Origin of the sequence: Paenibacillus mesophilus (genome assembly GCF_005938385.1) — a bacterium.
GTDB lineage: Bacteria > Bacillota > Bacilli > Paenibacillales > NBRC-103111 > Paenibacillus_AB > Paenibacillus_AB mesophilus.
The window spans coordinates 260786-286026 of sequence record NZ_VCRA01000002.1; the positions used below are offsets into that span (position 1 = coordinate 260786).

24 protein-coding genes are annotated in these 25241 nt (G+C 53.4%); all 24 read left to right on the plus strand.

The window, feature by feature from the left end:
* Nucleotides 1–139: 139 nt before the first annotated feature.
* The 24 genes from sleB to FE783_RS04005 all read left to right on the plus strand — a co-directional run bounded on the left by sleB (nucleotide 140) and on the right by FE783_RS04005 (nucleotide 25091).
* The gene (sleB, locus tag FE783_RS03890; RefSeq protein ID WP_138878017.1) at nucleotides 140–946 is read left to right on the plus strand and encodes a spore cortex-lytic enzyme; all 807 of its coding nucleotides are present in this window, start codon (nucleotides 140–142) and stop codon (nucleotides 944–946) included.
* Nucleotides 947–1021: 75 nt separating this feature from the next.
* Entirely contained in the window at nucleotides 1022–2353 is a 1332-nt protein-coding gene (yfmF, locus tag FE783_RS03895) for an EF-P 5-aminopentanol modification-associated protein YfmF (RefSeq protein ID WP_138878018.1), read from the plus strand.
* A 3-nt stretch (nucleotides 2354–2356) separates the two neighbouring features.
* Nucleotides 2357–3643, plus strand: coding sequence for an EF-P 5-aminopentanol modification-associated protein YfmH (gene yfmH, locus FE783_RS03900; RefSeq protein ID WP_138878019.1), 1287 nt, complete (start codon nucleotides 2357–2359; stop codon nucleotides 3641–3643).
* Entirely contained in the window at nucleotides 3643–4389 is a 747-nt protein-coding gene (gene ymfI, locus FE783_RS03905; RefSeq protein ID WP_138878280.1) for an elongation factor P 5-aminopentanone reductase, read from the plus strand. The genes yfmH and ymfI overlap by 1 nt, the downstream gene beginning before the upstream one ends.
* A gap of 216 nt (nucleotides 4390–4605) precedes the next feature.
* Nucleotides 4606–4857, plus strand: coding sequence for a DUF3243 domain-containing protein (locus tag FE783_RS03910; protein WP_138878020.1), 252 nt, complete (start codon nucleotides 4606–4608; stop codon nucleotides 4855–4857).
* 175 nt (nucleotides 4858–5032) lie between these two features.
* Entirely contained in the window at nucleotides 5033–5800 is a 768-nt protein-coding gene (locus FE783_RS03915) for a DUF3388 domain-containing protein (protein WP_138878021.1), read from the plus strand.
* 44 nt (nucleotides 5801–5844) lie between these two features.
* Nucleotides 5845–6768: a helix-turn-helix domain-containing protein gene (locus FE783_RS03920; protein ID WP_238402843.1), complete on the plus strand. Its 924-nt coding sequence runs from the start codon at nucleotides 5845–5847 to the stop codon at nucleotides 6766–6768.
* Nucleotides 6769–6858: 90 nt separating this feature from the next.
* Nucleotides 6859–7350, plus strand: coding sequence for a YajQ family cyclic di-GMP-binding protein (locus FE783_RS03925; RefSeq protein ID WP_138878022.1), 492 nt, complete (start codon nucleotides 6859–6861; stop codon nucleotides 7348–7350).
* Nucleotides 7351–7457: 107 nt separating this feature from the next.
* Complete coding sequence (gene rimO, locus FE783_RS03930; protein WP_138878023.1) at nucleotides 7458–8786, plus strand: 30S ribosomal protein S12 methylthiotransferase RimO; 1329 nt, start codon at nucleotides 7458–7460, stop codon at nucleotides 8784–8786.
* Nucleotides 8783–9361: a CDP-diacylglycerol--glycerol-3-phosphate 3-phosphatidyltransferase gene (gene pgsA, locus FE783_RS03935; RefSeq protein ID WP_138878024.1), complete on the plus strand. Its 579-nt coding sequence runs from the start codon at nucleotides 8783–8785 to the stop codon at nucleotides 9359–9361. The genes rimO and pgsA overlap by 4 nt, the downstream gene beginning before the upstream one ends.
* A 50-nt stretch (nucleotides 9362–9411) precedes the next feature.
* The gene (locus FE783_RS03940) at nucleotides 9412–10665 is read left to right on the plus strand and encodes a competence/damage-inducible protein A (RefSeq protein ID WP_138878025.1); all 1254 of its coding nucleotides are present in this window, start codon (nucleotides 9412–9414) and stop codon (nucleotides 10663–10665) included.
* A gap of 226 nt (nucleotides 10666–10891) precedes the next feature.
* Entirely contained in the window at nucleotides 10892–11944 is a 1053-nt protein-coding gene (gene recA, locus FE783_RS03945; protein WP_138878282.1) for a recombinase RecA, read from the plus strand.
* 117 nt (nucleotides 11945–12061) lie between these two features.
* Nucleotides 12062–12754 carry a regulatory protein RecX gene (locus tag FE783_RS03950; RefSeq protein WP_138878026.1) on the plus strand — a complete coding sequence of 231 codons (693 nt, stop codon included), beginning with the start codon at nucleotides 12062–12064 and terminating at the stop codon, nucleotides 12752–12754.
* 67 nt (nucleotides 12755–12821) lie between these two features.
* Nucleotides 12822–13787 (plus strand): Gfo/Idh/MocA family protein, encoded by a 966-nt coding sequence (locus FE783_RS03955; protein WP_138878027.1) that lies wholly within the window; start codon nucleotides 12822–12824, stop codon nucleotides 13785–13787.
* Nucleotides 13788–14182: 395 nt separating this feature from the next.
* Nucleotides 14183–14812: a chromate transporter gene (locus FE783_RS03960; RefSeq protein WP_238402845.1), complete on the plus strand. Its 630-nt coding sequence runs from the start codon at nucleotides 14183–14185 to the stop codon at nucleotides 14810–14812.
* 60 nt (nucleotides 14813–14872) lie between these two features.
* Complete coding sequence (locus tag FE783_RS03965; protein WP_138878028.1) at nucleotides 14873–15409, plus strand: chromate transporter; 537 nt, start codon at nucleotides 14873–14875, stop codon at nucleotides 15407–15409.
* Complete coding sequence (locus FE783_RS03970) at nucleotides 15402–16604, plus strand: ROK family transcriptional regulator (protein ID WP_138878029.1); 1203 nt, start codon at nucleotides 15402–15404, stop codon at nucleotides 16602–16604. The genes FE783_RS03965 and FE783_RS03970 overlap by 8 nt, the downstream gene beginning before the upstream one ends.
* A 263-nt stretch (nucleotides 16605–16867) precedes the next feature.
* Nucleotides 16868–18409 (plus strand): ribonuclease Y, encoded by a 1542-nt coding sequence (gene rny / locus FE783_RS03975; RefSeq protein WP_138878030.1) that lies wholly within the window; start codon nucleotides 16868–16870, stop codon nucleotides 18407–18409.
* 196 nt (nucleotides 18410–18605) lie between these two features.
* Nucleotides 18606–19403, plus strand: coding sequence for a TIGR00282 family metallophosphoesterase (locus FE783_RS03980; RefSeq protein ID WP_158301636.1), 798 nt, complete (start codon nucleotides 18606–18608; stop codon nucleotides 19401–19403).
* Between the two features lie 138 nt (nucleotides 19404–19541).
* Nucleotides 19542–19802, plus strand: coding sequence for a stage V sporulation protein S (locus FE783_RS03985; protein ID WP_006286829.1), 261 nt, complete (start codon nucleotides 19542–19544; stop codon nucleotides 19800–19802).
* A 120-nt stretch (nucleotides 19803–19922) separates the two neighbouring features.
* Nucleotides 19923–20873, plus strand: a complete 951-nt coding sequence (locus FE783_RS03990; protein ID WP_138878032.1) for a dipeptidase — start codon at nucleotides 19923–19925, stop codon at nucleotides 20871–20873.
* A gap of 355 nt (nucleotides 20874–21228) precedes the next feature.
* Nucleotides 21229–22959: a 2-oxoacid:acceptor oxidoreductase subunit alpha gene (locus FE783_RS03995; RefSeq protein ID WP_138878033.1), complete on the plus strand. Its 1731-nt coding sequence runs from the start codon at nucleotides 21229–21231 to the stop codon at nucleotides 22957–22959.
* A gap of 1 nt (nucleotide 22960) precedes the next feature.
* Nucleotides 22961–23830 (plus strand): 2-oxoacid:ferredoxin oxidoreductase subunit beta, encoded by an 870-nt coding sequence (locus tag FE783_RS04000; RefSeq protein WP_138878034.1) that lies wholly within the window; start codon nucleotides 22961–22963, stop codon nucleotides 23828–23830.
* Between the two features lie 223 nt (nucleotides 23831–24053).
* Complete coding sequence (locus FE783_RS04005; RefSeq protein WP_138878035.1) at nucleotides 24054–25091, plus strand: ComEC/Rec2 family competence protein; 1038 nt, start codon at nucleotides 24054–24056, stop codon at nucleotides 25089–25091.
* Nucleotides 25092–25241: the final 150 nt, after the last annotated feature.

Sequence of the window (25241 nt, forward strand, 5' to 3'; positions counted from 1 at the left end):
TTCGCCGCCCTTCCGGCGTTTCCCATGCATAATTTCATTGCCGCGCGTGCGTCCCTCTTTTTGAATAATACGGCTATCCCTTTGTCATAATAAGGCGTGAATAGGGCCCATATCATGAGCGGAGGAAGGGAATAGCGAGATGAACAAACGACTTGTTGTCATTACGATATGTACCGTACTTTTTTTGCTGGCTGCGATGCAGGTCAAGCATAAGTTTTACTCCGAACAAACGTTCGGAAATGTGGAATTGAGATACGGAGCAAAGGGCGGAGACGTATACGAGCTGCAGGGCAGGCTGAAGATGCTCGGATTTTATCATGGCGATGTGGATGGCGATTTCGGCTACAGTACGCTGCAGTCTTTGAAAAACTTTCAATATAAGTTCGGCATGAAGGTCGACGGGATCGCGGGAGGCAAAACGAAGGTGAAGCTGTGGGAGGCGACGAAGGAATGGTCGCCGGATCGGACTCCCCGCAAAGGAGCCGCTGCGCCGGCCCCGGCCCCGACACCGGCTCCGGGCCAAGGTCAAGCGACTCCCCCTGCGACCGCCGGGCAAAACGAGCTGTACTCCGGTTCGAATCACTTGGGGCTTTCGAACCAGGATTTGAACCTGATGGCCAACGCCGTATACGGCGAATCGCGGGGAGAGCCTTACGTCGGTCAAATCGCCGTAGCGGCCGTTATCATTAACCGGGTCAAATCGGCGAGCTTTCCGAACACGGTGTCGGGAGTCATCTTCCAGCCGGGAGCCTTTACCGCTGTCGCGGACGGGCAAATATGGCTGACGCCGAACGAGGTGGCCAAGAAGGCGGTCCAGGACGCACTGAACGGATATGATCCTTCCGGAGGATGCCTCTATTATTTCAATCCCGAGACGGCGACCTCCAAATGGATATGGACCCGTCCGCAGGTGAAGCAGATCGGCAAACATATTTTCTGCAAATGAGTGCCCCGAAAGAAGTAACCGATCAGGTTGCTTCTTCTGTTTCTGGAAGAATATAATGGAAATGAGGTCGATACAATGGCAGTAGAAGCACGTCAACCATTAATCGAGGAGGGGAGCATATTGCCGGTAACGAAGTCCAAGTTCGAACGAGCCACGATCGGCAACGTTAGGCTTCACGTCTTGCCTACGGATCAATTTAAGACGTACGCCATCTCGGTATACATAGGCACTCCCTTGACGGAATCGACCGTAACGCAGGTGGCGTTGGCGCCTTTCGTCCTGCGCAGAGGGACAACCAAGCTGCCCGAAACGAAGCAGTTCCGCGAACGTCAGGACGACTTGTACGGAGCCGGCTTCGGCTTCGACGTTTACAAACGGGGAGATTATCAGATCGTGCAGTTCCGCATGGATATGATTCACGACGACTTCGTGTCGGATCAAGCGTCCATGCTGGAGCAGGCTTTGCAATTCGTGGGAGAGGCGATAACCGATCCGGTGCGCGACAACGGTGTATTCCGGGCCAAATACGTCGAAGCGGAGAAGGAAACGCTCCGCAAACGTCTGGCGGCGATCGTGAACGATAAAATTCGTTATGCCGGCGAACGGTGCATCGAGGAAATGTGCAAAAACGAGCCTTTCCGGCTTCATCCGCTCGGCAAAACGGAAGATTTGGCCGCTATTACGCCCCAGTCGCTGTATGCCTCTTACGAGCAATGGCTGGCAAGCTCGCCGATCGATGTATATGTCGCCGGCAATACGACGCTTGATCAGGTGAAGCCAATGCTGGAATCCGCATTCCGCTGGAACCGTTCGAGTTCCGCAGCCTATGACCGCAAGCCGGAGCACCGTGAAGTCGAACAAGTCAACACGGTCGTGGAGCGGTTGGACGTAACCCAAGGCAAGCTCAATATGGGTCTGCGCACTTATGTTACTTATGCCGACGACGATTATCCGGCTATGCTGATGTATAACGGCATATTGGGCGGATACCCGCACTCCAAGCTGTTTTTGAACGTCCGGGAGAAAGAAAGCTTGGCTTATTACGCTTCGTCCCGTTTGGATGGACATAAAGGCATTTTGACGATTCAATCGGGCATCGAATTCGCCAACTACGAGAAAGCCGTAGACATTATCAAGCAGCAAATCGGACATATGGCCGAAGGCCGGATCAGCGATCTGGAAATGTCGCAAACTCGCGCCATGATCGCCAATCAGCTGCGGGAAAGCCAAGATTCCGCCTTCGAGACGATATCGCTCGATTTCAACAACCAGCTGTCGGGCAAAACCCGCACCGCATCGGAATTGATCGATCAGGTAGCGAAGGTCGACGTCGAGGCGATCCGCAAAGTGGCCGAACGCGTGAAGCTGGACACCGTCTATTTCTTGCGGGACCGGAAGGGGGAGTGACGCATGCAAACGATACCGTTTACCCGATTGAAAGAAACGCTTTATTACGAACAGCTGCCGAACGGACTTAAAGTGTACATCCTCCCGAAGCCCGGGTTTCATAAAATTTATGCGACCTTCTCGACCCGGTACGGCTCGATCGACAATCATTTCCGGGTGGAAGGTAAGCCGGAGACGACAGTACCGGACGGAATCGCCCATTTCCTCGAGCATAAAATGTTCGAGGAGCCGACAGGCGACATCTTCGCCACCTTCGCGTCGCAAGGCGCCTCCGCCAACGCGTTTACGAGCTTTGACCGAACCGTCTATTTGTTCTCGGCAACGGAGCAGGTAAACGAAAATTTGACGACTTTGATCAATTTCGTTCAAAATCCGTACTTTACGGACCAGAATGTCGAGAAAGAAAAAGGGATCATCGGCCAGGAGATCAACATGTACCGGGACAATCCGGACTGGCGCTCTTACTTCGGGTTGATCGAGGCTTTGTACCAAAAGCATCCCGTCAGCATCGACATTGCCGGAACGATCGACTCCATCGCGCAAATAACGAAGGATACGCTGTACGAATGCTACCATACGTTTTACCATCCGAGCAATATGAGCCTGTTCGTCGTGGGCGGCGTCAATCCGGAGGATGTGATGCGGCTCGTCAGAGACAATCAAGCGGCCAAAACGTTTCCTTCCCAAGGCGAAATCCGCCGGTTTTTCGAGCAGGAGCCGGAACAGGTGCGCGAGGAGCTTAAGCTGATCGAGCTTCCCGTATCGCTTCCGAAATGCTTGTTCGGCTTTAAAGATCCGGTGCGGCCGGTTCCGGGCAGCGAAGCGCTCAAGCGGGAAATGACGACGAAGCTCGTGCTGGACGCGTTGCTCAGCCCAAGCTCCAAGCTTTATCAGGAAATGTACGACGACGGGCTGATCTCCGATCAATTCGGCCATGAATACAATTCCAACTCGAATTACGCGTTCTCGGTTATCGGCGGGGAAACGAAAAATCCCGACGAGCTCGTGCAGCGGGTCAAAGCCGGGCTTGAGCGGGCGAAGACGGAAGGAATCGAAGCCGAATCGTTCGAGCGCAGCAAGCGGAAGAAGATCGGAGGCTTCATGCGGATGATGAATTCGCCGGAGGCGATGGCGAACGAATTTACCAAATACGAATTCAAGGAAACGAGCTTGTTCGACGTTCTGAGCGCCTATGAGTCCGTCACGCTGGAGGATGCCAACCGCCGGCTGAACGAGCATGCCGATTTCGGCCGTTTCGCCATATCGATCGTGCGGAGCCCGCAAGGATGATGAAGTCTTTTGCCGATACGACCGTGCTCGTCACCGGGGCGAGCCGGGGAATCGGAGCCGCTATCGCCCGGCGTTTCGCCTCCGTCGGGATGAAGGTCGTCATCCATTACTTGAATTCCCACGAATCGGCAAACGAAACGGCGCGGACGTGCTTGAATTACGGAGCCCAAGTGTTAACGGTGACGGCGGATGTTACGTCCAGGGAACAGCTGCTGCGGATGAAGGAAAAGATGGAGAAGCACGGCATGATGCCGGATATCGTCGTCAACAATGCGGGCGTAGCGCACTATGGGCTGCTGCAGGACGTAACCGAAGAAGAGTGGGCGCGCGTCATGGACGTTAACCTCAAAGGAATGTTTCTGTGCACGCAGCTGTTCATGGACAACATGGTACGGCAAAAATACGGGCGGATCATTAATGTATCGTCCGTATGGGGACTTTCCGGAGCATCCTGCGAGGTCGTCTATTCGACCGCCAAGGGCGGGGTCAACGCCTTTACGAAAGCGCTGGCCAAGGAGCTGGCGCCTTCGGGCGTTACCGTGAACGCCGTCGCGCCCGGAGTCGTCGAGACGTCCATGAACGCCAATCTGAACTCGGCGGAGAAGGAAGCGCTGCAGAACGATATTCCCGCAGGCCGGTTTGCCCATCCCGATGAGATCGCCTCGCTCGTTTATTTTATCGCGCTGCCGGAGTCGGGTTACATTACCGGACAAATCATAAGTCCGAACGGCGGTTGGCATACATAGTCCGGTTTTCACGTAAATGAGTGTGAAATCCAGACATAGTCTGGTTTTCACGTAAATGAGTGTGAGATCCAGACATAGTCTGGTTTTCACGTAAATGAGTGTGAAATCCAGACCTAGTCTGCTTCCTGAACTTGGAGACGTTCCTCCGAATATAGGGTCATCAATCCGCACATCCTAAAATTGTTGTAACCCTATATCGACAAGGAGGAACCTCTAATGGCAACTGTATTGAAAAGTTTCGAGCGTTGGAAGCAATTTTTGTCCGAGCGTGTGGAGCAAGCTCATAAAGTCGGCATGAGCGACGAAACGATTGCCAAGCTCGCTGCGAATGTCGGCGAATATTTGGCCGATAAAGTCGATCCGGAAAACAAGGAAGAGCGCGTACTGAAGGAGCTTTGGGACGTGGCGGACGAACATGAAAAACAAACGATCGCCCGCTGCATGATCAAGCTCGTCAGCACTAAATAAAGAATCGACAAGTACGGACTGACGATAACCGTATCCGCAGATGCGTTTTTCTCAGGAGCCTCCTCAAGCAGGGGGCTTTTGCGACGTGGAGCAACTTTTTGGGCGAAGCAAGGAGGATAATAGCGAATATTGTAGAATTATTCGTTATAGGGCCAACTGGGGAAAGGTGAGATTAATGGAAACGAAGCAATGGTACATGGAATACAAAATACATAAGAACCGTCCGGGACTTCTGGGTGATATCGCGTCTCTTATGGGGATGCTTGAAATCAATATATTGACCATCAACGGCGTCGAGGACCGTACGCGCGGTATGCTGCTGCAGACGAACGACGACGAAAAAATAGAATTGATGGGTAAGATGCTGAAAAAAGTGGATAATATTACTGTATCGGCTCTTCGCGCACCGAGACTTGTCGATATTTTGGCCGTACGGCACGGCCGCTACATCGAACGCGACTCCGACGACCGCAAAACGTTCCGGTTTACCCGCGACGAGCTGGGACTGCTCGTTGATTTTCTGGGCGAAATATGCAAGATGGAGGGCAATCAGGTCATAGGCTTGCGCGGCATGCCGCGCGTAGGCAAAACCGAATCGATAATCGCCGGAAGCGTATGCGCCCAGAAGCGTTGGACATTCGTATCGTCCACCCTGCTCAGACAAACGGTACGGAGTCAAATGTCCGAGGATGAGATGAGTCCGAACAACGTGTTTATTATCGACGGAATCGTATCGACTATGCGCTCGAACGAGAAGCATCATATGCTGCTGCGCGAAATTATGGCTATGCCGTCGACAAAAGTAATCGAGCATCCGGATATTTTTATTCGCGAATCCGAATATACTTACGATACGTTTAACGTAATCATCGAGCTTCGCAATACGCCTGACGAAGAAATTACATACGAGACATTCACCAATTTCGACGGCGATAAATTTTAAGCCGTTCGGATTGCTGCGCAACGCTACCGGGAGGTGATTGAACAGTGTCGGATTTGGGGCAGCTGCTTAAAAAAGCGCGTCTGGAAAAAGGAATATCGATGGACCAGCTCGAAGAAATGACGAAAATACGAAAACGATATTTGGAAGCGATTGAAGAAGGCGAATATAAAATATTGCCCGGAAGCTTCTATGTGCGCGCCTTTATAAAAAGCTATTCGGAATCCGTGGGGCTGGATCCGAATGAAGTTCTGGGGTTGTATGGAAAAGCGATTCCGGCACCGTCTGTCGAAGCGGTGGCGGAGCCGATCCGGCGGCGGAAGCGGAACGATACGCGCAGTACGGAAAAACTGAGCAAATGGGCGTCGACTATTTTAATGCTGTCGTTCGTCCTGCTCATACTGGGCGTCCTCTACTACTTCATCGGTAACTCGTACGGCGGAAGCGAAGGCAAAGAAGTAAACCCGAGCGATAAAATAACCGATAAATTTCCGGATCCGAATGCGGCCGGCGGAACGGCTACCGGAGAATCCGCCTCCGGCAACAAAACGGATGCGGGCAAACAGCCGCCGGGGGGACAGGCCGTTACGCCTCCGACAGGACAGGCCGTAGCGCCTCCGCCGGCTCCGATCCCGGTCGTGACGCTCGCCCGCACGGAGAACAACGTCGATTATTATGTGGCCACGAACGCCGACAAGCTCAGCGTGCAGTTAAAAATAGGCGGAGAGGAATGCTGGCTGCGTATCGACAAAATCATTCCGCCGACGGAAAACCGCAAGCAGGAGCGCCAGGTGATCGAAGAGAAGCTGTACAAAAAGGGCGATGTACGCGATTGGACATCCGATTCGAGCGTCTATATGACGGTCGGGTTTCCCCCAGCAGCCGAGATTGTCGTAAACGGCATCCCGATCTCCCTCGGAACGAAAAAAGACGTCAAGCGCATCCAGATCGATTTGCAAAAATCGATATAACGGACATCTGCATAGTAGCGGATGTCTTTTTTTCGTTAATGCCGATTGTTATAATAAGAAAGGAAAAATATAGGAAGGCGGGATATACAGATGAGTTCGGAAAGTTCGTTCGATATTGTGTCCGCGATCGACATGCAGGAATTGAATAACGCCGTTCAGCAGGCGGTGAAGGAAATCGACAGCCGGTTCGATTTCAAAGGCTCGAAAAGCAGCATTACGCTTGAAAAAAACGAGCTTGTCATCGTTTCGGATGACGAGTACAAGCTGAAAAGCGTAATCGACGTGCTGCAGTCGAAAATGTCCAAACGGGGCATCGCGCTGAAAAATTTGGACTACGGCAAAGTCGAGCCGGCCGCCTCGTCGACGGTACGTCAGCGCATCGGTTTGAAGCAGGGGATCGACCAGGAAAACGCCAAAAAAATCAACGTCATCATCCGCGATTCGAAGCTGAAAATCAAAAGCCAAATCCAGGGAGACCAAATCCGGGTGACCGGCAAAAGCAAAGACGATCTTCAGCAGGCGATCCACCTGCTCAGGCAGGCGAATATTCCGCTTGATCTGCAGTTCGTCAATTTCCGGTAACAGGTTCGTGTCCCGGGCCGAATTTGCAATTTTGACACTCCAAAGCCGATTATATTATACTTGTGTGGATAAACAGGTTAGGATACGGGTTTGGGGGATAAGCATTCATGACAGAAAAAGTAAAAGTGGTCACGCTCGGCTGCGAGAAAAATTTGGTCGATTCGGAAATCATGTCCGGGTTGATTCACGAGCGCGGATACTCGCTGGTAGATGACAAAGAGGAAGCGACCGTCATCATCGTCAATACGTGCGGCTTCATCGACGCGGCCAAGGAAGAGTCGGTCAACACGATATTGGATTTGGCCGATCTGAAGGAAACGGCGAATTTGAAGGCGCTTATCGTTTCCGGCTGCCTGACGCAGCGGTACAAAAAAGAGCTGATGAACGAAATGCCGGAAATCGACGGAATCGTCGGCACCGGAGACTTTGATAAAATCAACGACATTATCGACGAAGCGCTGGCGGGGAGAAAACCGATCCTTGTCGGCAATCCGGCATTCAATTACGAGAAGCAGCTGCCGCGCCGGATGACGACTCCGCGCTATACTGCCTATGTCAAAATAGCCGAAGGGTGCGACAACGCCTGCACGTTCTGCAGCATTCCGATTATGCGCGGCAAATTCCGCAGCCGCTCGATCGAATCGATCGTTGCCGAAGCGACACAGCTGGCCGCGCAAGGCGTCCGCGAAATCAGTCTGATCGCACAGGATTCCACCAACTACGGGACGGATCTGTACGAGGGCTTTATGTTGCCGACTTTGTTGAACAAGATTACGGAAGTGCCCGGAATCGAATGGGTGAGACTGCATTACGCCTACCCCGGTTTTTTCACGGACGAGCTGATCGAAACGATTGCAAGCAATCCGAAGGTTTGCAAATATATCGATATGCCGCTGCAGCATAGCGAGGACATCATTCTGAAGCGGATGCGCCGTCCCGGCCGTCAGCGGGATACGAGGGAGCTTGTTCATAAAATTCGTTCCCGCATTCCGGACGTTGCGCTGCGGACGTCTCTGATCGTCGGCTTTCCGGGTGAGACGGAGCAGGATTTCGCCAATTTGTGCGAATTCGTCAAGGAGATGCGATTTGACCGGCTGGGCGTATTCGCTTATTCGAAAGAAGATGATACACCGGCATCGCGGCTTCCGGATCAAGTGCCGGATGAAGTCAAAGAATTCCGGGCCACTACGCTTATGGAAATTCAAAGGGAAATTTCCCGCGAAGAGAACGGCAAACGCATCGGTCAAGAATTGAACGTATTAATCGAACGGTACGACGGGCGAAACGATGTTTATGTCGGCCGTTCCGAGTTCGACGCCCCGGATGTCGACGGCGAAGTATTTGTGACCCGCTGCACGGCGGGCATCGGCGAAATGCAGAAAGTACGCATCACGCATTCCTTCGAATTCGACCTGTCCGGGGAGGGAATTGCATGAATCTGGCCAACCGGATCACGCTGGCGAGAATTTTTCTCGTGCCCATCATCATGTTTTTTCTGCTGGTCAAGCTCGATCTTCCTCCAATCAAGATCGAGCAGTTCAGCATTACGTACAACCAGATTATTGCGGTACTTATTTTCATCATCGCGGCGAGCACGGACAGCCTAGACGGCTACATAGCGCGCAAGCGTAAGCTGATAACGAATCTGGGCAAGCTGCTCGATCCGCTCGCGGACAAGCTGCTCGTAACGGCCGTGCTCGTCTCGCTCGTTGATATGGGCAAGCTGGATGCCTGGATTGCCGTAGTCATCATTAGCCGGGAGTTCGCCGTAACCGGGCTGCGTTCGATTTGCGCGGCGGAAGGGATCGTCATCGCGGCGAGCAAGCTCGGAAAATGGAAGACGGCTGCGCAAATTACGGCTATTATCGCATTGCTTATCAACAACTTCCCGTTTGCTTTTCTCGATATCCCGTTCGATCTGATCGCCAGCTGGATCGCCGCGATTATTACGATCTATTCGGGCATCGACTATTTTGCGAAAAACTGGCATGTCATTCAGTTTGACAATTGACGGATACCGGGCGGGCTTTCCCGTACCGGTTACGCGGAGGTAGCATAAGCATGAGAGCGGAAATTATTGCCGTCGGCACCGAGCTGCTGCTCGGTCAAATCGTGAACACCAACGCCCAATACATCGCGCAAGGCTGCGCGGGTATTGGGCTTAACGTTTATTACCAAACCGTCGTCGGGGACAACCGGGAACGAATCGGGGAAGCATTCCGCTTGGCCGCCTCGCGGGCCGACGTCGTGATCGTCACCGGAGGGCTCGGACCGACGCAGGACGACTTGACGAAAGACGCTTTATCGGAGCTTCTCGGCCTGCCGATGTCGATTCACGGTCCTTCGATGGACAAAATCGTCTCCGTCTTCCAATCGCGCGGACTTGAAATGGTGCAGAGCAACGAAAGACAAGCGAACGTTCTGGAAGGATGCACGCCTCTCGACAACGATAACGGACTTGCCGTCGGCGTCGCCCTTTCGAAGGACGGGACTCACTATGTATTGCTGCCGGGGCCGCCAAAGGAAATGAAGCCGATGTTCGACAGCCGCGCCATCCCGTGGATCCGCTCGGTCATGGGAGACGATGCGGCTCCCCTTTACTCGAAGATGCTCAAGTTCGCCGGAATCGGCGAATCGAGCTTGGAGCATCGGCTTATCGATCTGATCGAAGGCCAGGACGACCCGACGATCGCCCCTTATGCCAAGGAAGGGGAAGTAAGCATCCGGCTGACGACCCGCGCGGGCTCGATCGAGCTGGCGGAGCGGAAGCTTGCCGAGACCGAGTCGGAAATACGAAGCAGGGTCGGCGAATATATTTATGCCGACCAAGACGTTCCGATCGAGCAAGAGATTGTGGCGATGCTCGGCAGGGCGGGCAAAACGGCGGCGCTCGCGGAAAGCTGCACCGGCGGTATGATAAGTGAAATGATTACGGCGATTCCGGGCAGCTCGGCGGTATATCGCGGCGGAATCGTCTGCTATACGAACGATGCGAAGAGGGAGCTGCTGGGCGTTCCTGCGGACGTGCTGGAGGGCGACGGCGCACCCGGCGCGGTCAGCGCCGAGACGGCCGCGCTGCTGGCCGAACGCGTGCTGGAGAGAACGGCGTCCGATTACGCGCTGTCCGTTACCGGTGTCGCCGGTCCGGCCGAGTCGGAAGGCAAGCCGGTCGGCCTAGTATATATCGGCGTCGCGGAACGCGGACGTCCTCCCGAGGCGGTACGGCTCCAGCTCTCGGGCAACCGGGGCTCGATCCGGCTGAAGGCGGCCAAGCAAGCGTTCTACTTGTTGTGGCTGCGGTTGAAAGAGCGGTAAAAATTTGTTGCCGTGCACGCGTATATGGCTTATACTGGAAATATCGAAACGGAAGCACCGTTACAACAGGCCGGCAATGCCTTTTGTAGCGGTGCTTCTTCTTTGCCGTTGGCGCATGCGCATGCTTCCCTCAAGTGAATGCGAATGTATGTTCGAAAAAACACTTGGCAAACGGCGGAAAACGATGTATCATAACAATATAGAAACGATAAAGGAAGTGAGTATGTTGTCAGATCGCCGTGCTGCGTTAGAAGTGGCCCTTCGTCAAATCGAGAAGCAATTTGGCAAAGGATCGATTATGAAACTGGGCGAATCCGCTCACATGCAAGTGGAAACCGTCTCTACCGGAGCGCTTGCGCTTGATCTCGCGCTCGGAATAGGTGGATTCCCGCGGGGCAGAATTATCGAAGTGTACGGCCCCGAATCGTCCGGTAAAACGACAGTGGCGCTGCATGCGATTGCCGAGGTGCAACGTACCGGCGGACAAGCCGCCTTTATCGACGCCGAGCATGCGCTGGACCCGCTATATGCCAGCAAGCTGGGCATCAACATCGACGAATTGCTTTTGTCGCAGCCGGATACCGGCGAACAAGCGTTGGAAATCGCCGAAGCGCTCGTTCGCAGCGGAGCGGTCGACATCATTGTTATAGACTCGGTAGCGGCACTCGTACCGAAAGCGGAAATCGAAGGAGAGATGGGCGATTCCCACGTCGGGCTGCAGGCTCGCCTCATGTCGCAGGCGCTGCGGAAGCTGTCGGGCGCGATCAACAAGTCGAAGGTCATTGCCATCTTCATCAACCAATTGCGCGAGAAAGTAGGAGTCATGTTCGGCAATCCCGAAACGACTCCAGGCGGGCGCGCACTCAAGTTCTATTCCACCATTCGGCTGGACGTACGCCGCGTAGAGACGATCAAGCAAGGCAATGACATGGTCGGCAACCGGACCCGGATCAAAGTCGTCAAGAACAAAGTGGCGCCGCCGTTCAAGCAGGCCGAGCTGGACATTATGTACGGGGAAGGCATTTCCCGCGAAGGCAGCATCATCGACATCGGCACGGAAATGGATATCGTCAACAAAAGCGGCGCTTGGTATTCGTACGATGGCGATCGACTCGGACAAGGTCGGGAAAACGCGAAACAATTTTTGAAAGATAATCCTCAAGTCGCGTCCGTTATCGAGAAGAAGATTCGCGAAGCGAGCAATATGACGCAAGGCGCCGTTCCTATGGCCGTATCGGATGACGATGAGGATGAAGAAGAATTGGCGGCATTTGAATAACAACAACTAAGCGAACGGAAATCGACTGCGCACCTTTGCGATATTTAAGGTGCGTTTTCGGTTTTTGAGCGTTGCAAGATAAGTTACAGGAACGTTAACTTCGCTGCAGGAGGCATTATGGACGCACCCGATTCGATCATCACCGCCGTAGAACGGCATCCGAAGACGGCGAGCCGTTACCTCATTTTTATCGATGGGCAGTATGTGCTTACCGTTCATGAGGATGTGCTGATCAAGCACCGGCTGCTGAAAGGGGAACGCGCGGAGCCCGACAAGCTCCGGCTCGTATTGGAGGATGAAGAGCAGCAGAGGGCTTGGTCCGATGCGCTCAAGCAGGTCGGCCGCCGTCCCCGGTCGGAGAAAGAAATTCGGCAATATTTGAAGCGGAAGCAATATTTGCCGCCGTTGATCGACCGGATCGTGCTGCGTCTGAAGGAGCAGAACTTTTTGAACGACGCCGACTTCGCCGCGCAGTGGACGGAGCAAAGAATTTATTCGCAGAAAAAAGGCCGCCGTCTGATCAAGCAGGAGCTTCAGCTTAAGGGCGTCGCTCTGGCAACGATCCAGCAGACGCTGAACCAGGTTCCGGTCGACGAGGAACAGCGTCTCGCCTTCGAGCTTGCGGTAAAAAAGTGGAAGCTGACGTCAGGCGGCGCCCTGGATAAAAAACGGAAGACGGCCGCTTTTTTGATACGAAGAGGGTATTCCGCACAAATCGTCAGCAACGCGGTACGGAAAGCTGCGGAAACGTTCCGGGAAGAAGCGGACGCAAGCGATGAATCGGACATGTGGGACTGGCCGGAAGCATAATGATGTATACCGGAAGCTGCAAGAACGGTATTTGTAATTTTATCGGGCGAACGGGGGATTCGGTACGATGAATACGATCAAATGGGGAATTATCGGCTGCGGCAACGTAACGGAAGTCAAGAGCGGACCGGGCTTCCAGCTGGCTGACGGCTCGGAGCTGGTCGCCGTCATGCGGCGCAACGGGGAATTGGCGGCGGATTACGCCCGCCGGCACCAAGTGCCGAAATGGTACGACGATGCCGATGCGCTAATCGGGGATCCGGATGTGAACGCCATTTATGTCGCCACGCCCCCGTCAACTCACAAAGAGTACACGCTGGCCGCGGCCAAAGCGGGCAAGCCCGTCTATGTCGAAAAGCCGATGGCGCTTCATGCCGGCGAATGCGGCGAGATGATCGAAGCTTGCCGGGCCGCCGGAGTGCCGCTTTTCGTTGCTTATTACAGAAGAGCGCTTCCGCGATTTTTGAAAGTAAAGCAGCTGATGGAGATGGGAGCGATCGGGGATATCCGGTTCGTCACGACCGTACATACGAAGAAGCTGACGGAAGATCCGGCCAATTTGCCATGGAGGGTTATCCCGGAGTTGTCGGGCGGCGGCCATTTCTTCGATTTGGCGAGCCATACGCTCGACTTGCTCGACTTTCTGCTCGGACCGATCCGCGACGCCTCGGGCAGGGCGTCCAATCAGGGAAAAGCATACCCGGCGGAGGATATCGTCAGCGGCACTTATACGTTCGAATCCGGAGTTCAGGGAACCGCAATATGGTGCTTTACCGCATACCAGGGCGGTGAAATAAACGAAATAGTCGGATCGCGCGGGAAGCTCACCTTCTCCACCTTCGGAAGCGAGCCGATCCGGCTGACAACGGCCGACGGGATCGGGGACTATTCGTTGGAGCAGCCCCAACATATTCAGCAGCCGCTTATTCAGACGATCGTGAACGAGCTGCTTGGTAAGGGGGCTTGCCCCAGCACGGGACAATCGGCTCTTCGTACGGCTAAAGTGATGGACGAATTGGCGATCATCCGTTAGCTTTCGGAGCGCAATGCATAGACTCACTCTGGAAGCCGGGACCTTGTCCCGGCTTTTTGTCGTATAGGAAATCATGCGAAGCTAATTTCTGTGGATAACGGGGGCTCCCCCAGAAGTAATAGGAATAATCTACGTAGCAGATCTTCGCTTCTGGGGGTGTTCCGCTATGGAACTCCAATCCGTTCTTGATTAAAGGAGTACCACCCTCCTTTTATCCAAGTTAATTGATATGAATGATATGATTAAAAACCATTTTGGAATAAAGACTCAACTCGTTCATTCGATATATCCATAAATATCGCTTGTCAATCCTATTATTTACGAAAAAGGCCAATATCTTTATTCCAAAATGAAATAAAGTCGTTTATAATAGAGATATCGATGGAGAGGACAGAATGGGGATGACGGACATGAGAACGCGGCTGAAACGGCTTTTGCCGATTTTTTGGACATTTTGCCGAATAGCTCCCATCACGTTCGGCGGCGGATATGCGATGATACCGGTGCTGGAGCGGGAGGCGGTCCATAAACGGCGCTGGATCAGACAGGAGGATGTCGCCGACGTCTTGGCGGTGTCGCAGACGATTCCGGGGGCGGTCGCTCTTAACGCGGCCTCGTTCGTAGGCTATAGGGTGGCCGGAGTAGCCGGCGCGGTTACGGCCGTGCTGGGCATGATGCTGCCGACGTTTCTGATCGTGATCGCGCTGGCCGCGCTGCTGCTTGCGTACCAGGATAATGTCAAAGTCGCCGCCGCTCTGCAAGGGATGAAGCCGGCCGTTATCGCCATGATCGTGTTCGCGGGTTACCGGATGGCACGGACGGCTATCGTCGATAAAGCGACAATCGCGGTTGCTTTGATAGCGGCTTTTCTTTTGCTGCAAACGTCGTTATCGCCTATTATGATTATCGTAATCGGCGCGACTGCAGGTATAGCGATCGGGGGCTGGAAGCATAAACGCGGTGTCGAGACGGCGCCGGTAATACGTTACACGGACCCGGATTATTTTATCGGAGACGGGATTTGACTTTCGGAATATCCGGACAGCCGGTCATAGCAGGTGTCAACGGCAGGGGGTGCATATGGAATGCTATGGGAAATGTTCGTCACATTCATGCTGATCGGCTTCGTATCGGTCGGCGGCGGCTATTCGATGGTACCGGTCATCGAGCACGAAGCAATTTCACGCGGATGGATGAACGGGGAAACGTTTTCTGATATGATTGCAGTAGCGGGAGCATCGCCCGGTCCGATTGCCACGAATACCGCCGTCATGGTCGGGTACCATTCGTACGGCTGGCCCGGCGCGGCCGTTTCCGCGATCGGAATGACGCTGCCGTCGCTATTGCTCGTCATCGTTGCGGGCATGCTGTTTGCCAAGTTTCAGCACCACCCGTTGGTGGAGTCGGCTTTTTACGGCCTGCGGCCGATCGTTGCCGCTTTGATTTTTTATGCGGCCTACCGGCTGCTGCTGACAGGCGGCACGGCTTTTGCGATCGATTGGAAAACGGTATGCTTCATCGCCATATTCGCCGGTGCCTTGATCGCCCTGATGCGCTATCGCGTTCATCCTTTGGCGGTGATTGCGGTTTCCGGTCTGGTGGGTGTAGCCTTGTATGCCTAATTTGGAAGAATGGATCCCGAACCGGAAGGCGAAGCAAATATTGGCCGAAATCCGAAAAAGGGGTATCGTTTCGAAATTCGACCTGCTCGATTTGAGCGGTTTGACATCAAGCACGCTGACGCGAATGCTGGAGGAGCTGACCTCTACAGGCTGGATCGAAGAAAGCGGACTCGGCGAATCGTCCGGCGGCCGAAGACCGCTCCTATACCGGTTGAAGCAGGACCGCGGCTTCGTATTAGGTCTCGATGTGTCACGTTCGACAACCCGTTTAGTATTATGCGACCTGCAGCTGGAAAAAATCGATTCCGCCTCCTGGCAAATGACGGAACGGATGACCCCGGATTTGCTGCTGCAAGAGGTTGTCCGAGCGACGCGCAAGATGTTGGCCAAACATTCGATCGATCCGGACAAGCTGCTCGGGATGGGGATCGGAGCCGTCGGTCCGGTAGACCGTACGAAAGGAATTATGCTCAACCCCTTATATTTTCCTGCTGAAGGCTGGAACCAGGTGCAGATCGGACCGAGGCTCGAACGCGAGCTTGGTGTATCCGTCCTGCTCGATAACGGGGCGAATACGGCGCTGCTGGCCGAATATTGGGCAGGATCGCAGCAGTACAGGCATCTGCTGTACGTGAGGGCGGGTGTCGGTTTGCGTTCGGCGATGATGTCCAACGGGCAGCTCGTGTACGGTGCGGTCGATATGGAAGGTTCCGTGGGACATATGATCATCCAAACCGACGGTCCGCCTCATCCCGAGCGTCCGCACGTGTTCGGCTGTTTGGAATCGTTCGTTTCGATTCCGGTGCTAGAGAAGCAGGCGGCGGTCCGGTTGAAGCAGGGCAGAAGAAGCGTGCTGACGGAATGGGTGGATAACCCCGACCACGTCGGCTTTCCGCATTTGCTGAAGGCTTTGTCGGCGGACGACCGTCTCGTGACCGAGCTGTTTACCCAGGCGGCCACTTATTTCGGAATCGGATTGTCCAATTTATTAAATATTTTGCATCCGGAGAAAGTGATTTTGGGCGGACCGCTTATTACGACCAACGAGCTGTTTTATCAGATCAGCACGCAGACCGCTTTGAAAAATACGCTGTATTATCCGGCTTACCCGGTCACCTTTACGCGGGGCAAGCTTTCGGACGATGCGCTGGCCGTCGGAGCCGCAGCCATGGTCATTGACCGGCTCACTTCGTAATTGGCAGACGAAGCGCTTTCTTGTTGCTTGACAAGCCACTTTTGCAAACGATAAAATGGGTGTGTACATTCCGTTTTCGCCGGATTTCGCACCTTTTTTTCTTCTTGCAGTTTTCACCGCGGCAATCGGCTGAAATCCGCGTGAATGCGTTCTAATCCGGCCCGTACAACCGGAACTTTGATTTAAAATGGAAACAAAACCGGAATAAAAAACCGAATATCCCAAGCTAACCCCTTGGAGGCTTCAACGAGGAGGTGAACAAGATGCAGACTTTCATCTGGATCGTGATCGTTCTCGTTGTTGGCGCAATATGCTTTGGGATTGGTTATTTTATCCGCAAGTCCCTCGCCGAGGCGAAAATTTCCAGCGCCGAAGAAGCGGCCCGTCAGCTGATCGAAGCGGCGAAGAAAGAAGCCGACGCTCAGAAAAAAGAGGCGGTGCTGGAAGCGAAGGACGAAATTCATAAACTTCGCGCCGAAGCTGAAAAAGACATTCGTGAACGTCGGAATGAAACTCAACGGCAAGAAAGACGATTGTTGCAAAAAGAGGAAACGCTGGATAAAAAGCTGGAATCTCTGGAGCGTAAAGAAGAACAGATCGCCAACAAAGAGAAACGAATCGACGAAACGCAAGCGCAAATCGATCAGTTGTACCGAAGTCAAGTCGCCGAGCTGGAACGCATTTCTGGATTGACGATGGATGAAGCGAAGCATATCATTTTGTCCTCCGTCGAGCAGGAAGTCCGTTACGAGACGGCTCAATTGATCAAGGATATCGAGAACCAGGCGAAGGAAGAAGCAGAGAAGCGGGCTCGCGAAGTGATTACGCTGGCGATCCAGCGCTGCGCGGCGGACCATGTCGCGGAAACGACCGTTTCCGTCGTCGCCTTGCCTAACGAAGAAATGAAAGGCCGCATCATCGGACGCGAAGGCCGCAACATTCGCGCGCTCGAGACGTTGACCGGCATCGACCTCATTATTGACGATACGCCGGAGGCGGTCATCCTGTCCGGGTTCGACCCGATCCGCAGGGAAATTGCCCGCACTTCGCTCGAGAAGCTCGTTGCGGACGGCCGGATTCACCCGGCCCGCATCGAAGAAATGGTCGAGAAATCGCGCAAGGAAGTGGACGAACGAATCCGCGAATACGGGGAGCAAGCTACGTTCGAGACCGGCGTGCACGGGCTGCATCCGGACCTTATCAAAATTTTGGGCCGCTTGAAGTTCCGTACGAGCTATGGGCAGAACGTACTGAAGCATTCGATGGAAGTCGCTTACTTGGCCGGCCTGATGGCCGGAGAGCTCGGAGAAGACGTTACGCTTGCGAAACGTGCCGGACTGCTTCACGATATCGGCAAAGCGCTCGACCATGAAGTCGAAGGCTCCCATGTCGAGATCGGCGTCGAGATCGGCAAGAAATACAAGGAACATCCGGTCGTCGTAAACAGCATCGCGTCCCATCACGGCGATTGCGAAGCAACGTCGGTCATCGCCATGCTGGTCGGCGCAGCGGACGCCTTGTCTGCCGCACGGCCCGGAGCGCGGCGCGAGACGCTAGAAACGTACATCAAACGTCTCGAGAAGCTGGAAGAAATCACGGAATCGTTCGAAGGCGTCGAGAAATCTTATGCAATCCAGGCCGGACGCGAAGTCCGGGTTATGGTGCAGCCGGAGAAAATCGATGATACGGAAGCGTTCCGACTGGCGCGCGACATTACGAAGAAGATCGAAAGCGAGCTCGATTACCCGGGGCACATCAAGGTAACCGTCATCCGCGAAACCCGAGCGGTCGAGTACGCGAAGTAAGAATGGGTATAACGATCACGAATGATGCGAGAAGTGGCTAACCGGCCACTTCTCGCTTGCTTTTCAACAAGGCGCGATCAAAAAAAAATAGACCAATTTGATTGTCAATTGTAGCGTAGCGACGCGAAATTTCGTTCAAATGGGATCAGCCATTTTTTTGATCGCGCCTAAGCGGTTACTTGAGGAGGAGAGTTCCATACGCATCCTGTTTATCGGCGATATAGTCGGAGGCTCCGGTCGGAGAGCCGTTAAAGCGTTATTGCCAGAGCTCAAAAGAAAATATGATCCCGCCTTCATTGTGGCAAACGGCGAGAACGCGGCCGGCGGACGCGGCATAACGGCCCAGATCGCCAAAGAATTGTACGACCAAGGGATACACGGCATTACGATGGGCAACCACACGTGGGACAATAAAGATATTTTCAATTTCATCGACGACGACGAGCGGATGATCAGACCGGCGAACTACCCGCCCGGAACGCCGGGCAACGGGTATACCGTACTGCGAAATGCCTCGGGCAAGGAGCTTGCGATCGTCAATGTGATGGGTCGCACGTTCCTGCCGCCGCTCGATTGCCCGTTTCAAACGATAGACGCAATTTTGGACAAGCTCAAAAAAAAGCATAAATTCATTTTCGTCGATTTCCACGCCGAAGCGACCTCCGAGAAAATCGCCATGGGCTGGCATCTCGACGGAAGAGCATCCGCCGTCGTAGGAACCCATACGCACGTACAGACGCATGACGAACGGGTGCTGCCGCGAGGGACCGGATATGTTACGGACGTCGGCATGACCGGGGCAAGGGATGGCGTACTCGGCATGGAACGCGATGCCGTGCTGCAGAAATTCAAGACGCAGCTGCCTGTCCGCTTCACGGCGGATGAAGGGAAATGGCAGTTTCATGCGGTTGTGATCGAGCTTGACAACGACACGGGGCTGGCCAAGAAAGTGGAGCTCATTCGCAGGTTCGAGACGGAAGCCGTTTTCGAATAAATCGCGCCAAATTGCAAGAATTGACTGAAACTTTCGAAAATAATCGACCGAACGGCAAGCGGGAAGAAGGAATTATTCAAGACTTGCACGAATAGTGTAGTAGTGGAATTCATCCAACATTCCCGAGGAGGTCTTGCCATGGAAGTATTAAAAGTTTCAGCAAAGTCCAATCCAAACTCCGTAGCTGGTGCATTGGCCGGCGTTTTGCGCGAACGCGGGGCGGCCGAGCTGCAAGCCATCGGCGCAGGTGCACTCAATCAAGCAATTAAAGCAGTAGCGATCGCACGAGGATTCGTAGCACCCAGCGGCGTCGATTTGATTTGCATTCCGGCTTTTACCGATATCGTCATTGACGGTGAAGACCGGACTGCCATCAAACTGATTGTAGAACCTCGATAATGGGCGGATCGATTTCCACGATTACCGATCGGATGAAAGCTCCTGAATGGAGCTTTTTTGCTGTGCCTGCAGAAATATAGGTGCGGTCCATGACAGCGGATAAAAAGGGGAGCTGCGACGATGAAAGGGATAATAGATGCGCATTGCGACGTTCTAAGCAAGCTGATGATGAACCCTGCGCTTGATTTCAGCCTGGACGATTCCGGGCTCGACGTTACGCTGCCGAAGCTTCGTCAAGCCGGAGTCGCGATGCAATGCTTTGCGGTATGGATTCCGGAACCCGTGAACGATCCCGGAATGAAGCATTTGCTGACAGGCGTCGAGCTGTTCTGGGACCGGATCGTCGGACAGGCGGGAATGAAAGCCATCAGGACGGCGGAGGACTTGAGCTCCGGAACGGACAACGGACAGCAGTGCGCGCTGCTGACCGTAGAAGGGGCCGATGCGCTGAACGGGAGCATGGATCATTTGCGGACACTGTTTCAGCTCGGGGTTCGTTGTCTCGGCATAACATGGAATTATGCCAACTGGGCTGCGGACGGCGTAGCGGAGCCGAGAAAGGGCGGTCTTACATTAAAAGGAAGACAGCTTGTTAAAGAATGCAATAATTTGGGAATGATAATGGATATATCCCATTTGGCCGAACGAAGCTTCTGGGAGCTGGATGAGCTCAGCAGCCGGCCGTATATCGCCTCCCACTCCAATGTGCTCGAGCTGTGCGGGCATCCCCGCAATCTGAACAAGCGCCAAATCGAACGCATCAGCGAACGGGGAGGAGTGATCGGCATCAATTTTTTTCCGCCGTTCGTAAGCACGGAGACCGAAGCGACGATCGATCATGTCATCCGTCATATCGATACGGTATGCGAATGGGGCGGCGAGCGATCGGTTGCGCTGGGATCGGATTTCGACGGGATAAGCAAGAAGGTCAAAGGCTTGGAGGACCCGTCAGGCTATGCACGGCTGGGCGAAGCTTTGGCCAAAAGATTTTCGAACGAACAGGTCGAGCGAATATGTGTTCGGAACTGGTATGAATTTTTTGTGACACAGCTACCGAAATCAGAATGCTAGAAGAAAAATCAATCTATTTTCGAGAACGGTTCGATCTAAAATAACTATGTTTAAAAGTTATGAATTCGCTTGCTTTTTCATGTCCGAAAGCATAAAATCGTAGGGAATGATAAGGAATTATGTAGGTCAATGCGCATTCGCAAACAAAGACCGCTCTTTTCAGAGAGGAGCGCCGCAGCTTGACCCGACAAAGTGAACAGTAGGTTCGGAGACTATTCCATCTTGCTTCGCGGGGCCCATTTGGTTGCGGGAGTTTTTTTTGCTGTGGAGATGCAAAACGCTTTCATGCTTTAAAGAATGCAACACTTTCTGTAACGTTCAAAATGTCAGGACACAGTTCAAAGGAGTGGACGTTGTGATCGAGCAATTGTCATGGAAAGTCGGAGGGCAGCAAGGGGAAGGTGTCGAAAGTACGGACCGCATTTTCTCTACCGCCCTAAATCGTCTTGGCTACTATCTGTACGGCTATAGACACTTTTCTTCCCGGATCAAGGGAGGACATACGAATAATAAAATCCGTATCAGCACGAAGCCGAAGAGAGCGATATCCGACGACCTGGACATTTTGGTCGCTTTCGACCAGGAAACAATCGATTTGAACGCACACGAGCTTCGCCCAGGCGGAGTTGTCGTAGCGGATGCGAAATTTAATCCGACCTTACCCGAAGGAATAGATGCACGTTTGTTCCCGGTTCCGATTACGGCGATCGCGGAAGATTTGGGAACGGCGCTGTTTAAAAATATGGCCGCTTCCGGCGCATCCTGGGCGCTCCTCGGATTGCCGCTCGAAGTGTTCAACAAAGCGGTGGAAGAAGAATTCGGACGCAAAGGTCCTGCTGTCGTCGAGAAAAACGTCGAAGCGGTCAAACGCGCGGCGGACTACGTCATCGAGCTCGCAGGCGGTCCTTTGGAAGAGTTCAAGCTTGCTGAGGCCGACGGAAAGCAAAAGCTGTTCATCATCGGGAACGACGCGATCGGACTCGGCGCAGTTGCAGCCGGCTGCCGGTTCATGCCGGCGTATCCGATTACGCCTGCTTCCGAGATTATGGAATATTTGATCAAGCGACTGCCGAAATTCGGCGGTACGGTTATCCAAACCGAGGACGAAATCGCGGCCGTGACGATGGCGATCGGCGCCAACTACGGCGGCGTGCGCGCTCTTACCGCGTCGGCGGGTCCCGGCTTGTCTCTCATGATGGAAGCGATCGGTCTCGCGGGTATGACGGAAACGCCTGTCGTTATCGTCAATACGCAGCGCGGCGGACCGAGCACGGGGCTTCCTACGAAGCAGGAGCAAAGCGACTTGAACGCCATGGTGTACGGAACGCACGGGGAAATCCCGAAAATCGTACTCGCGCCAAGTACCGTGGAAGACTGCTTCTACGACACGATCGAAGCGTTCAACCTGGCGGAGAAATTCCAATGCCCGGTAATTCTTATGACCGACCTGCAGTTGTCGCTCGGCAAGCAGTCGTCCGAGCTTCTCGATTACAACAAAATCGTAATCGACCGCGGCAACCTCGTAACAGGTACGGAGAAGCTTGAAGACGGCAAGCTGTTCAAGCGTTACGAATTTACGGAAGACGGCATTTCCCCGCGCGTCCTGCCGGGCGAGCTGGGCGGCCTTCATCACGTAACCGGCGTAGAGCACGACGAGACCGGACGTCCGTCCGAAAGTCCGATCAACCGTCAAAAAATGATGGATAAGCGTCTGGCCAAGCAGAAAAGCTTGAAGCTGCCTAACGCGATCGTGACGGATGCACCGCATGACAATGCGGACGTTCTGATCATCGGCATGGGTTCGACCGGCGGAACGATCGACGAAGCGAGAACGCGTCTCGAGAAGGACGGCATCACGACGAACCATGTAACGGTACGGCTGATCCATCCGTTCCCGGCCGACGAAGTCGCAGCTCAAATCGCCAAAGCGAAAAAAGTGCTCGTCGTCGAAAATAACGCTACGGCACAATTGGCCGATCAAATCAAGCTGCATGTCGGACACGACAAAGTTTCCAGCATGCTGAAATATGACGGCACGCCGTTCCTGCCTTCTGAAGTATACTCTCACTGCAAGGGGCTGAAATAAGATGGCTACATTAAAGGATTTCAGAAATAATGTAAAGCCGAACTGGTGCCCGGGCTGCGGCGACTTCGCCGTACAAGCTGCTATCCAAAGAGCAGCCGCCAACGTCGGTTTGGAGCCTGAAAACTTGGCTATCGTTTCCGGTATCGGCTGTTCCGGCCGTATCTCCGGTTATATTAACTGCTATGGCTTCCACGGCATTCACGGCCGTTCGCTGCCGATTGCCCAAGGATTGAAAATGGCTAACCGCGAGCTTACCGTAGTCGCATCCGGCGGCGACGGGGACGGATTCGCCATCGGTCTCGGCCATACGATGCATGCGATCCGCCGCAACATCGACATGTCTTATATCGTGATGGACAACCAAATTTACGGGCTGACGAAAGGGCAAAACTCCCCGCGCAGCGCGAAAGGGTTCATCAACGCGAAATATACGCCGCAAGGATCGATCGAGACCGAGCTGGCTCCGCTCGAAATGGCACTGGCTGCCGGCGCTACGTTCGTAGCCCAATCGTTCTCGAGCAACCTGAAGCAATTGACGATGGTTATCGAAGAAGGCATGAAGCATCAAGGCTTCTCGTTCATCAACATTTTCAGCCCGTGCGTAACGTTCAATAAGACGAATACGTACGAGTGGTTCAAGGAAAACATCGTCGATCTCGACGAGTTCCCGGACTACAACCCGAGCGACCGGGTTATGGCGATGACGAAAATTATGGAAACGAACGGTATGCTGACCGGGATCATCTACCAAAACAAAGAAAAGCAAAGCTACGAGCAGCTCGTTCCGGGCTTCAAGCCGGAAGCGCTGGCGAAGCAAAATCTCAAAATTACCGAAGCCGAATTCGAGAAGCTTGTAGCCGAATTCAGATAATCGGTATTGGAAAGAAGGCGTGCGATGAGAATCGCATGCCTTTTTTGTCTGCAGGAAATCCCTGGGATACAAACTTTACAAAAGCAAAACAAAATGTGCATTGTAATTTAACAAAAATCGTATACAATACAGATGTAACTTAATAAAACAAATTGATTTATTAACGGTGGGAGGTCATACCGCTAAACGATCAGGACATGAGAGATAGTAAGGAGGCGATTCCATGGCGAATCCCGGGAAGCGGCGAGCTGCCGCCGGTCTCATACTCCTCCTGCTCGTACTGGCTTTGTTCACTGCTTGCTCCAACGGCAACCAAAGTGCGGCAAACAGCGAGGCGAAGCCGGCACAGGGGAGTGGGACGGCTGCAATGGCCCCGGCTGCAAAAGAGAAGGCGTCGGGCGCCGAACAAATTTTTGACGGAAAGCGCTTCAACGATGTACTGCGCATCCGCTATCTGGATCTGACTGGAAAGGAGGTTATGGGAGACAGCATCCTGATTCAGACGCCTGACGGAAAGTCGATGCTCATAGACGGCGGTCTTCCCGGAGCAGGCGGACAAGTGGCCGCTTATGCCAAGAAGCTCGGTCTCGAGAGAATCGACATCGCATTGAATACACACCCGCATACCGATCATATCGGAGGATTCGCGGCTATTGCCAACTTGCTGCACATTGGCGAGTTTTATATGGAAAATTTGCCTTATCCCGGTTCTCAGTCGTATGAGAAAACGGTTGCCGCCATCAAGGGCAAACAAATTCCGATCAAGTACTTGGAAAGAGGAGATACGATCCAGCTTGGCTCAGAAGTTCGAATCGATGTGCTTAATCCTCTGGCGGGATCGTTGCCCCGTGATGTCGATCCGGCCGATCTGCCCGAAGTGAATTCCCATTCTCTCGTGCTGCAGCTGCATTACAAAGGGCAATCGTTTCTTTTCAACGGAGACATCTATAAGCATAGAGAGCAAGAACTGATTCGTACGATGGGGGAACGTCTGAGTTCAACCGCGATGCATGTACCCCATCACGGAAGCACGACCTCGTCCAGCTTCGCCTTTATTCAGGCGGTGAAGCCGCAGGCGGCCATTATCAGCAACAATCATTTCAAAAATTGGGATTTGCTCCGGCTGTACGATGCGCAGAAGACAAAAGTATATATTACGGAGAAGCACGGCAATATTATGGTGACGCTTGACGGGAAGCAGATGAAGGTAATAACGGAGAAAGAGTGGCTGGACCGTCCGGAATTTCTTAAAAACCAGTGAGGAAGGATTACGTGAACATTAATACGTAATCGCTCCCAAGGAACGATTACGTGAACATTAATACATAATCGTTCCTAAGGAACCAGTGCCTCCCAATGTTTCTTTCCTAATCAAATCATTTGATTTATAATGAAAGAAGCTGAATAATAC

Bases quoted from the DNA above. Each gene is read 5' to 3' on its own strand.
- sleB (WP_138878017.1), top strand. From the start codon at position 140: ATGAACAAACGACTTGTTGTCATTACGATATGTACCGTACTTTTTTTG.
- yfmF (WP_138878018.1), top strand. From the start codon at position 1,022: ATGGCAGTAGAAGCACGTCAACCATTAATCGAGGAGGGGAGCATATTG.
- yfmH (WP_138878019.1), top strand. From the start codon at position 2,357: ATGCAAACGATACCGTTTACCCGATTGAAAGAAACGCTTTATTACGAA.
- ymfI (WP_138878280.1), top strand. From the start codon at position 3,643: ATGAAGTCTTTTGCCGATACGACCGTGCTCGTCACCGGGGCGAGCCGG.
- FE783_RS03910 (WP_138878020.1), top strand. From the start codon at position 4,606: ATGGCAACTGTATTGAAAAGTTTCGAGCGTTGGAAGCAATTTTTGTCC.
- FE783_RS03915 (WP_138878021.1), top strand. From the start codon at position 5,033: ATGGAAACGAAGCAATGGTACATGGAATACAAAATACATAAGAACCGT.
- FE783_RS03925 (WP_138878022.1), top strand. From the start codon at position 6,859: ATGAGTTCGGAAAGTTCGTTCGATATTGTGTCCGCGATCGACATGCAG.
- rimO (WP_138878023.1), top strand. From the start codon at position 7,458: ATGACAGAAAAAGTAAAAGTGGTCACGCTCGGCTGCGAGAAAAATTTG.
- pgsA (WP_138878024.1), top strand. From the start codon at position 8,783: ATGAATCTGGCCAACCGGATCACGCTGGCGAGAATTTTTCTCGTGCCC.
- FE783_RS03940 (WP_138878025.1), top strand. From the start codon at position 9,412: ATGAGAGCGGAAATTATTGCCGTCGGCACCGAGCTGCTGCTCGGTCAA.
- FE783_RS03950 (WP_138878026.1), top strand. From the start codon at position 12,062: ATGGACGCACCCGATTCGATCATCACCGCCGTAGAACGGCATCCGAAG.
- FE783_RS03955 (WP_138878027.1), top strand. From the start codon at position 12,822: ATGAATACGATCAAATGGGGAATTATCGGCTGCGGCAACGTAACGGAA.
- FE783_RS03960 (WP_238402845.1), top strand. From the start codon at position 14,183: ATGGGGATGACGGACATGAGAACGCGGCTGAAACGGCTTTTGCCGATT.
- FE783_RS03965 (WP_138878028.1), top strand. From the start codon at position 14,873: ATGCTATGGGAAATGTTCGTCACATTCATGCTGATCGGCTTCGTATCG.
- FE783_RS03970 (WP_138878029.1), top strand. From the start codon at position 15,402: ATGCCTAATTTGGAAGAATGGATCCCGAACCGGAAGGCGAAGCAAATA.
- rny (WP_138878030.1), top strand. From the start codon at position 16,868: ATGCAGACTTTCATCTGGATCGTGATCGTTCTCGTTGTTGGCGCAATA.
- FE783_RS03985 (WP_006286829.1), top strand. From the start codon at position 19,542: ATGGAAGTATTAAAAGTTTCAGCAAAGTCCAATCCAAACTCCGTAGCT.
- FE783_RS03990 (WP_138878032.1), top strand. From the start codon at position 19,923: ATGAAAGGGATAATAGATGCGCATTGCGACGTTCTAAGCAAGCTGATG.
- FE783_RS04000 (WP_138878034.1), top strand. From the start codon at position 22,961: ATGGCTACATTAAAGGATTTCAGAAATAATGTAAAGCCGAACTGGTGC.
- FE783_RS04005 (WP_138878035.1), top strand. From the start codon at position 24,054: ATGGCGAATCCCGGGAAGCGGCGAGCTGCCGCCGGTCTCATACTCCTC.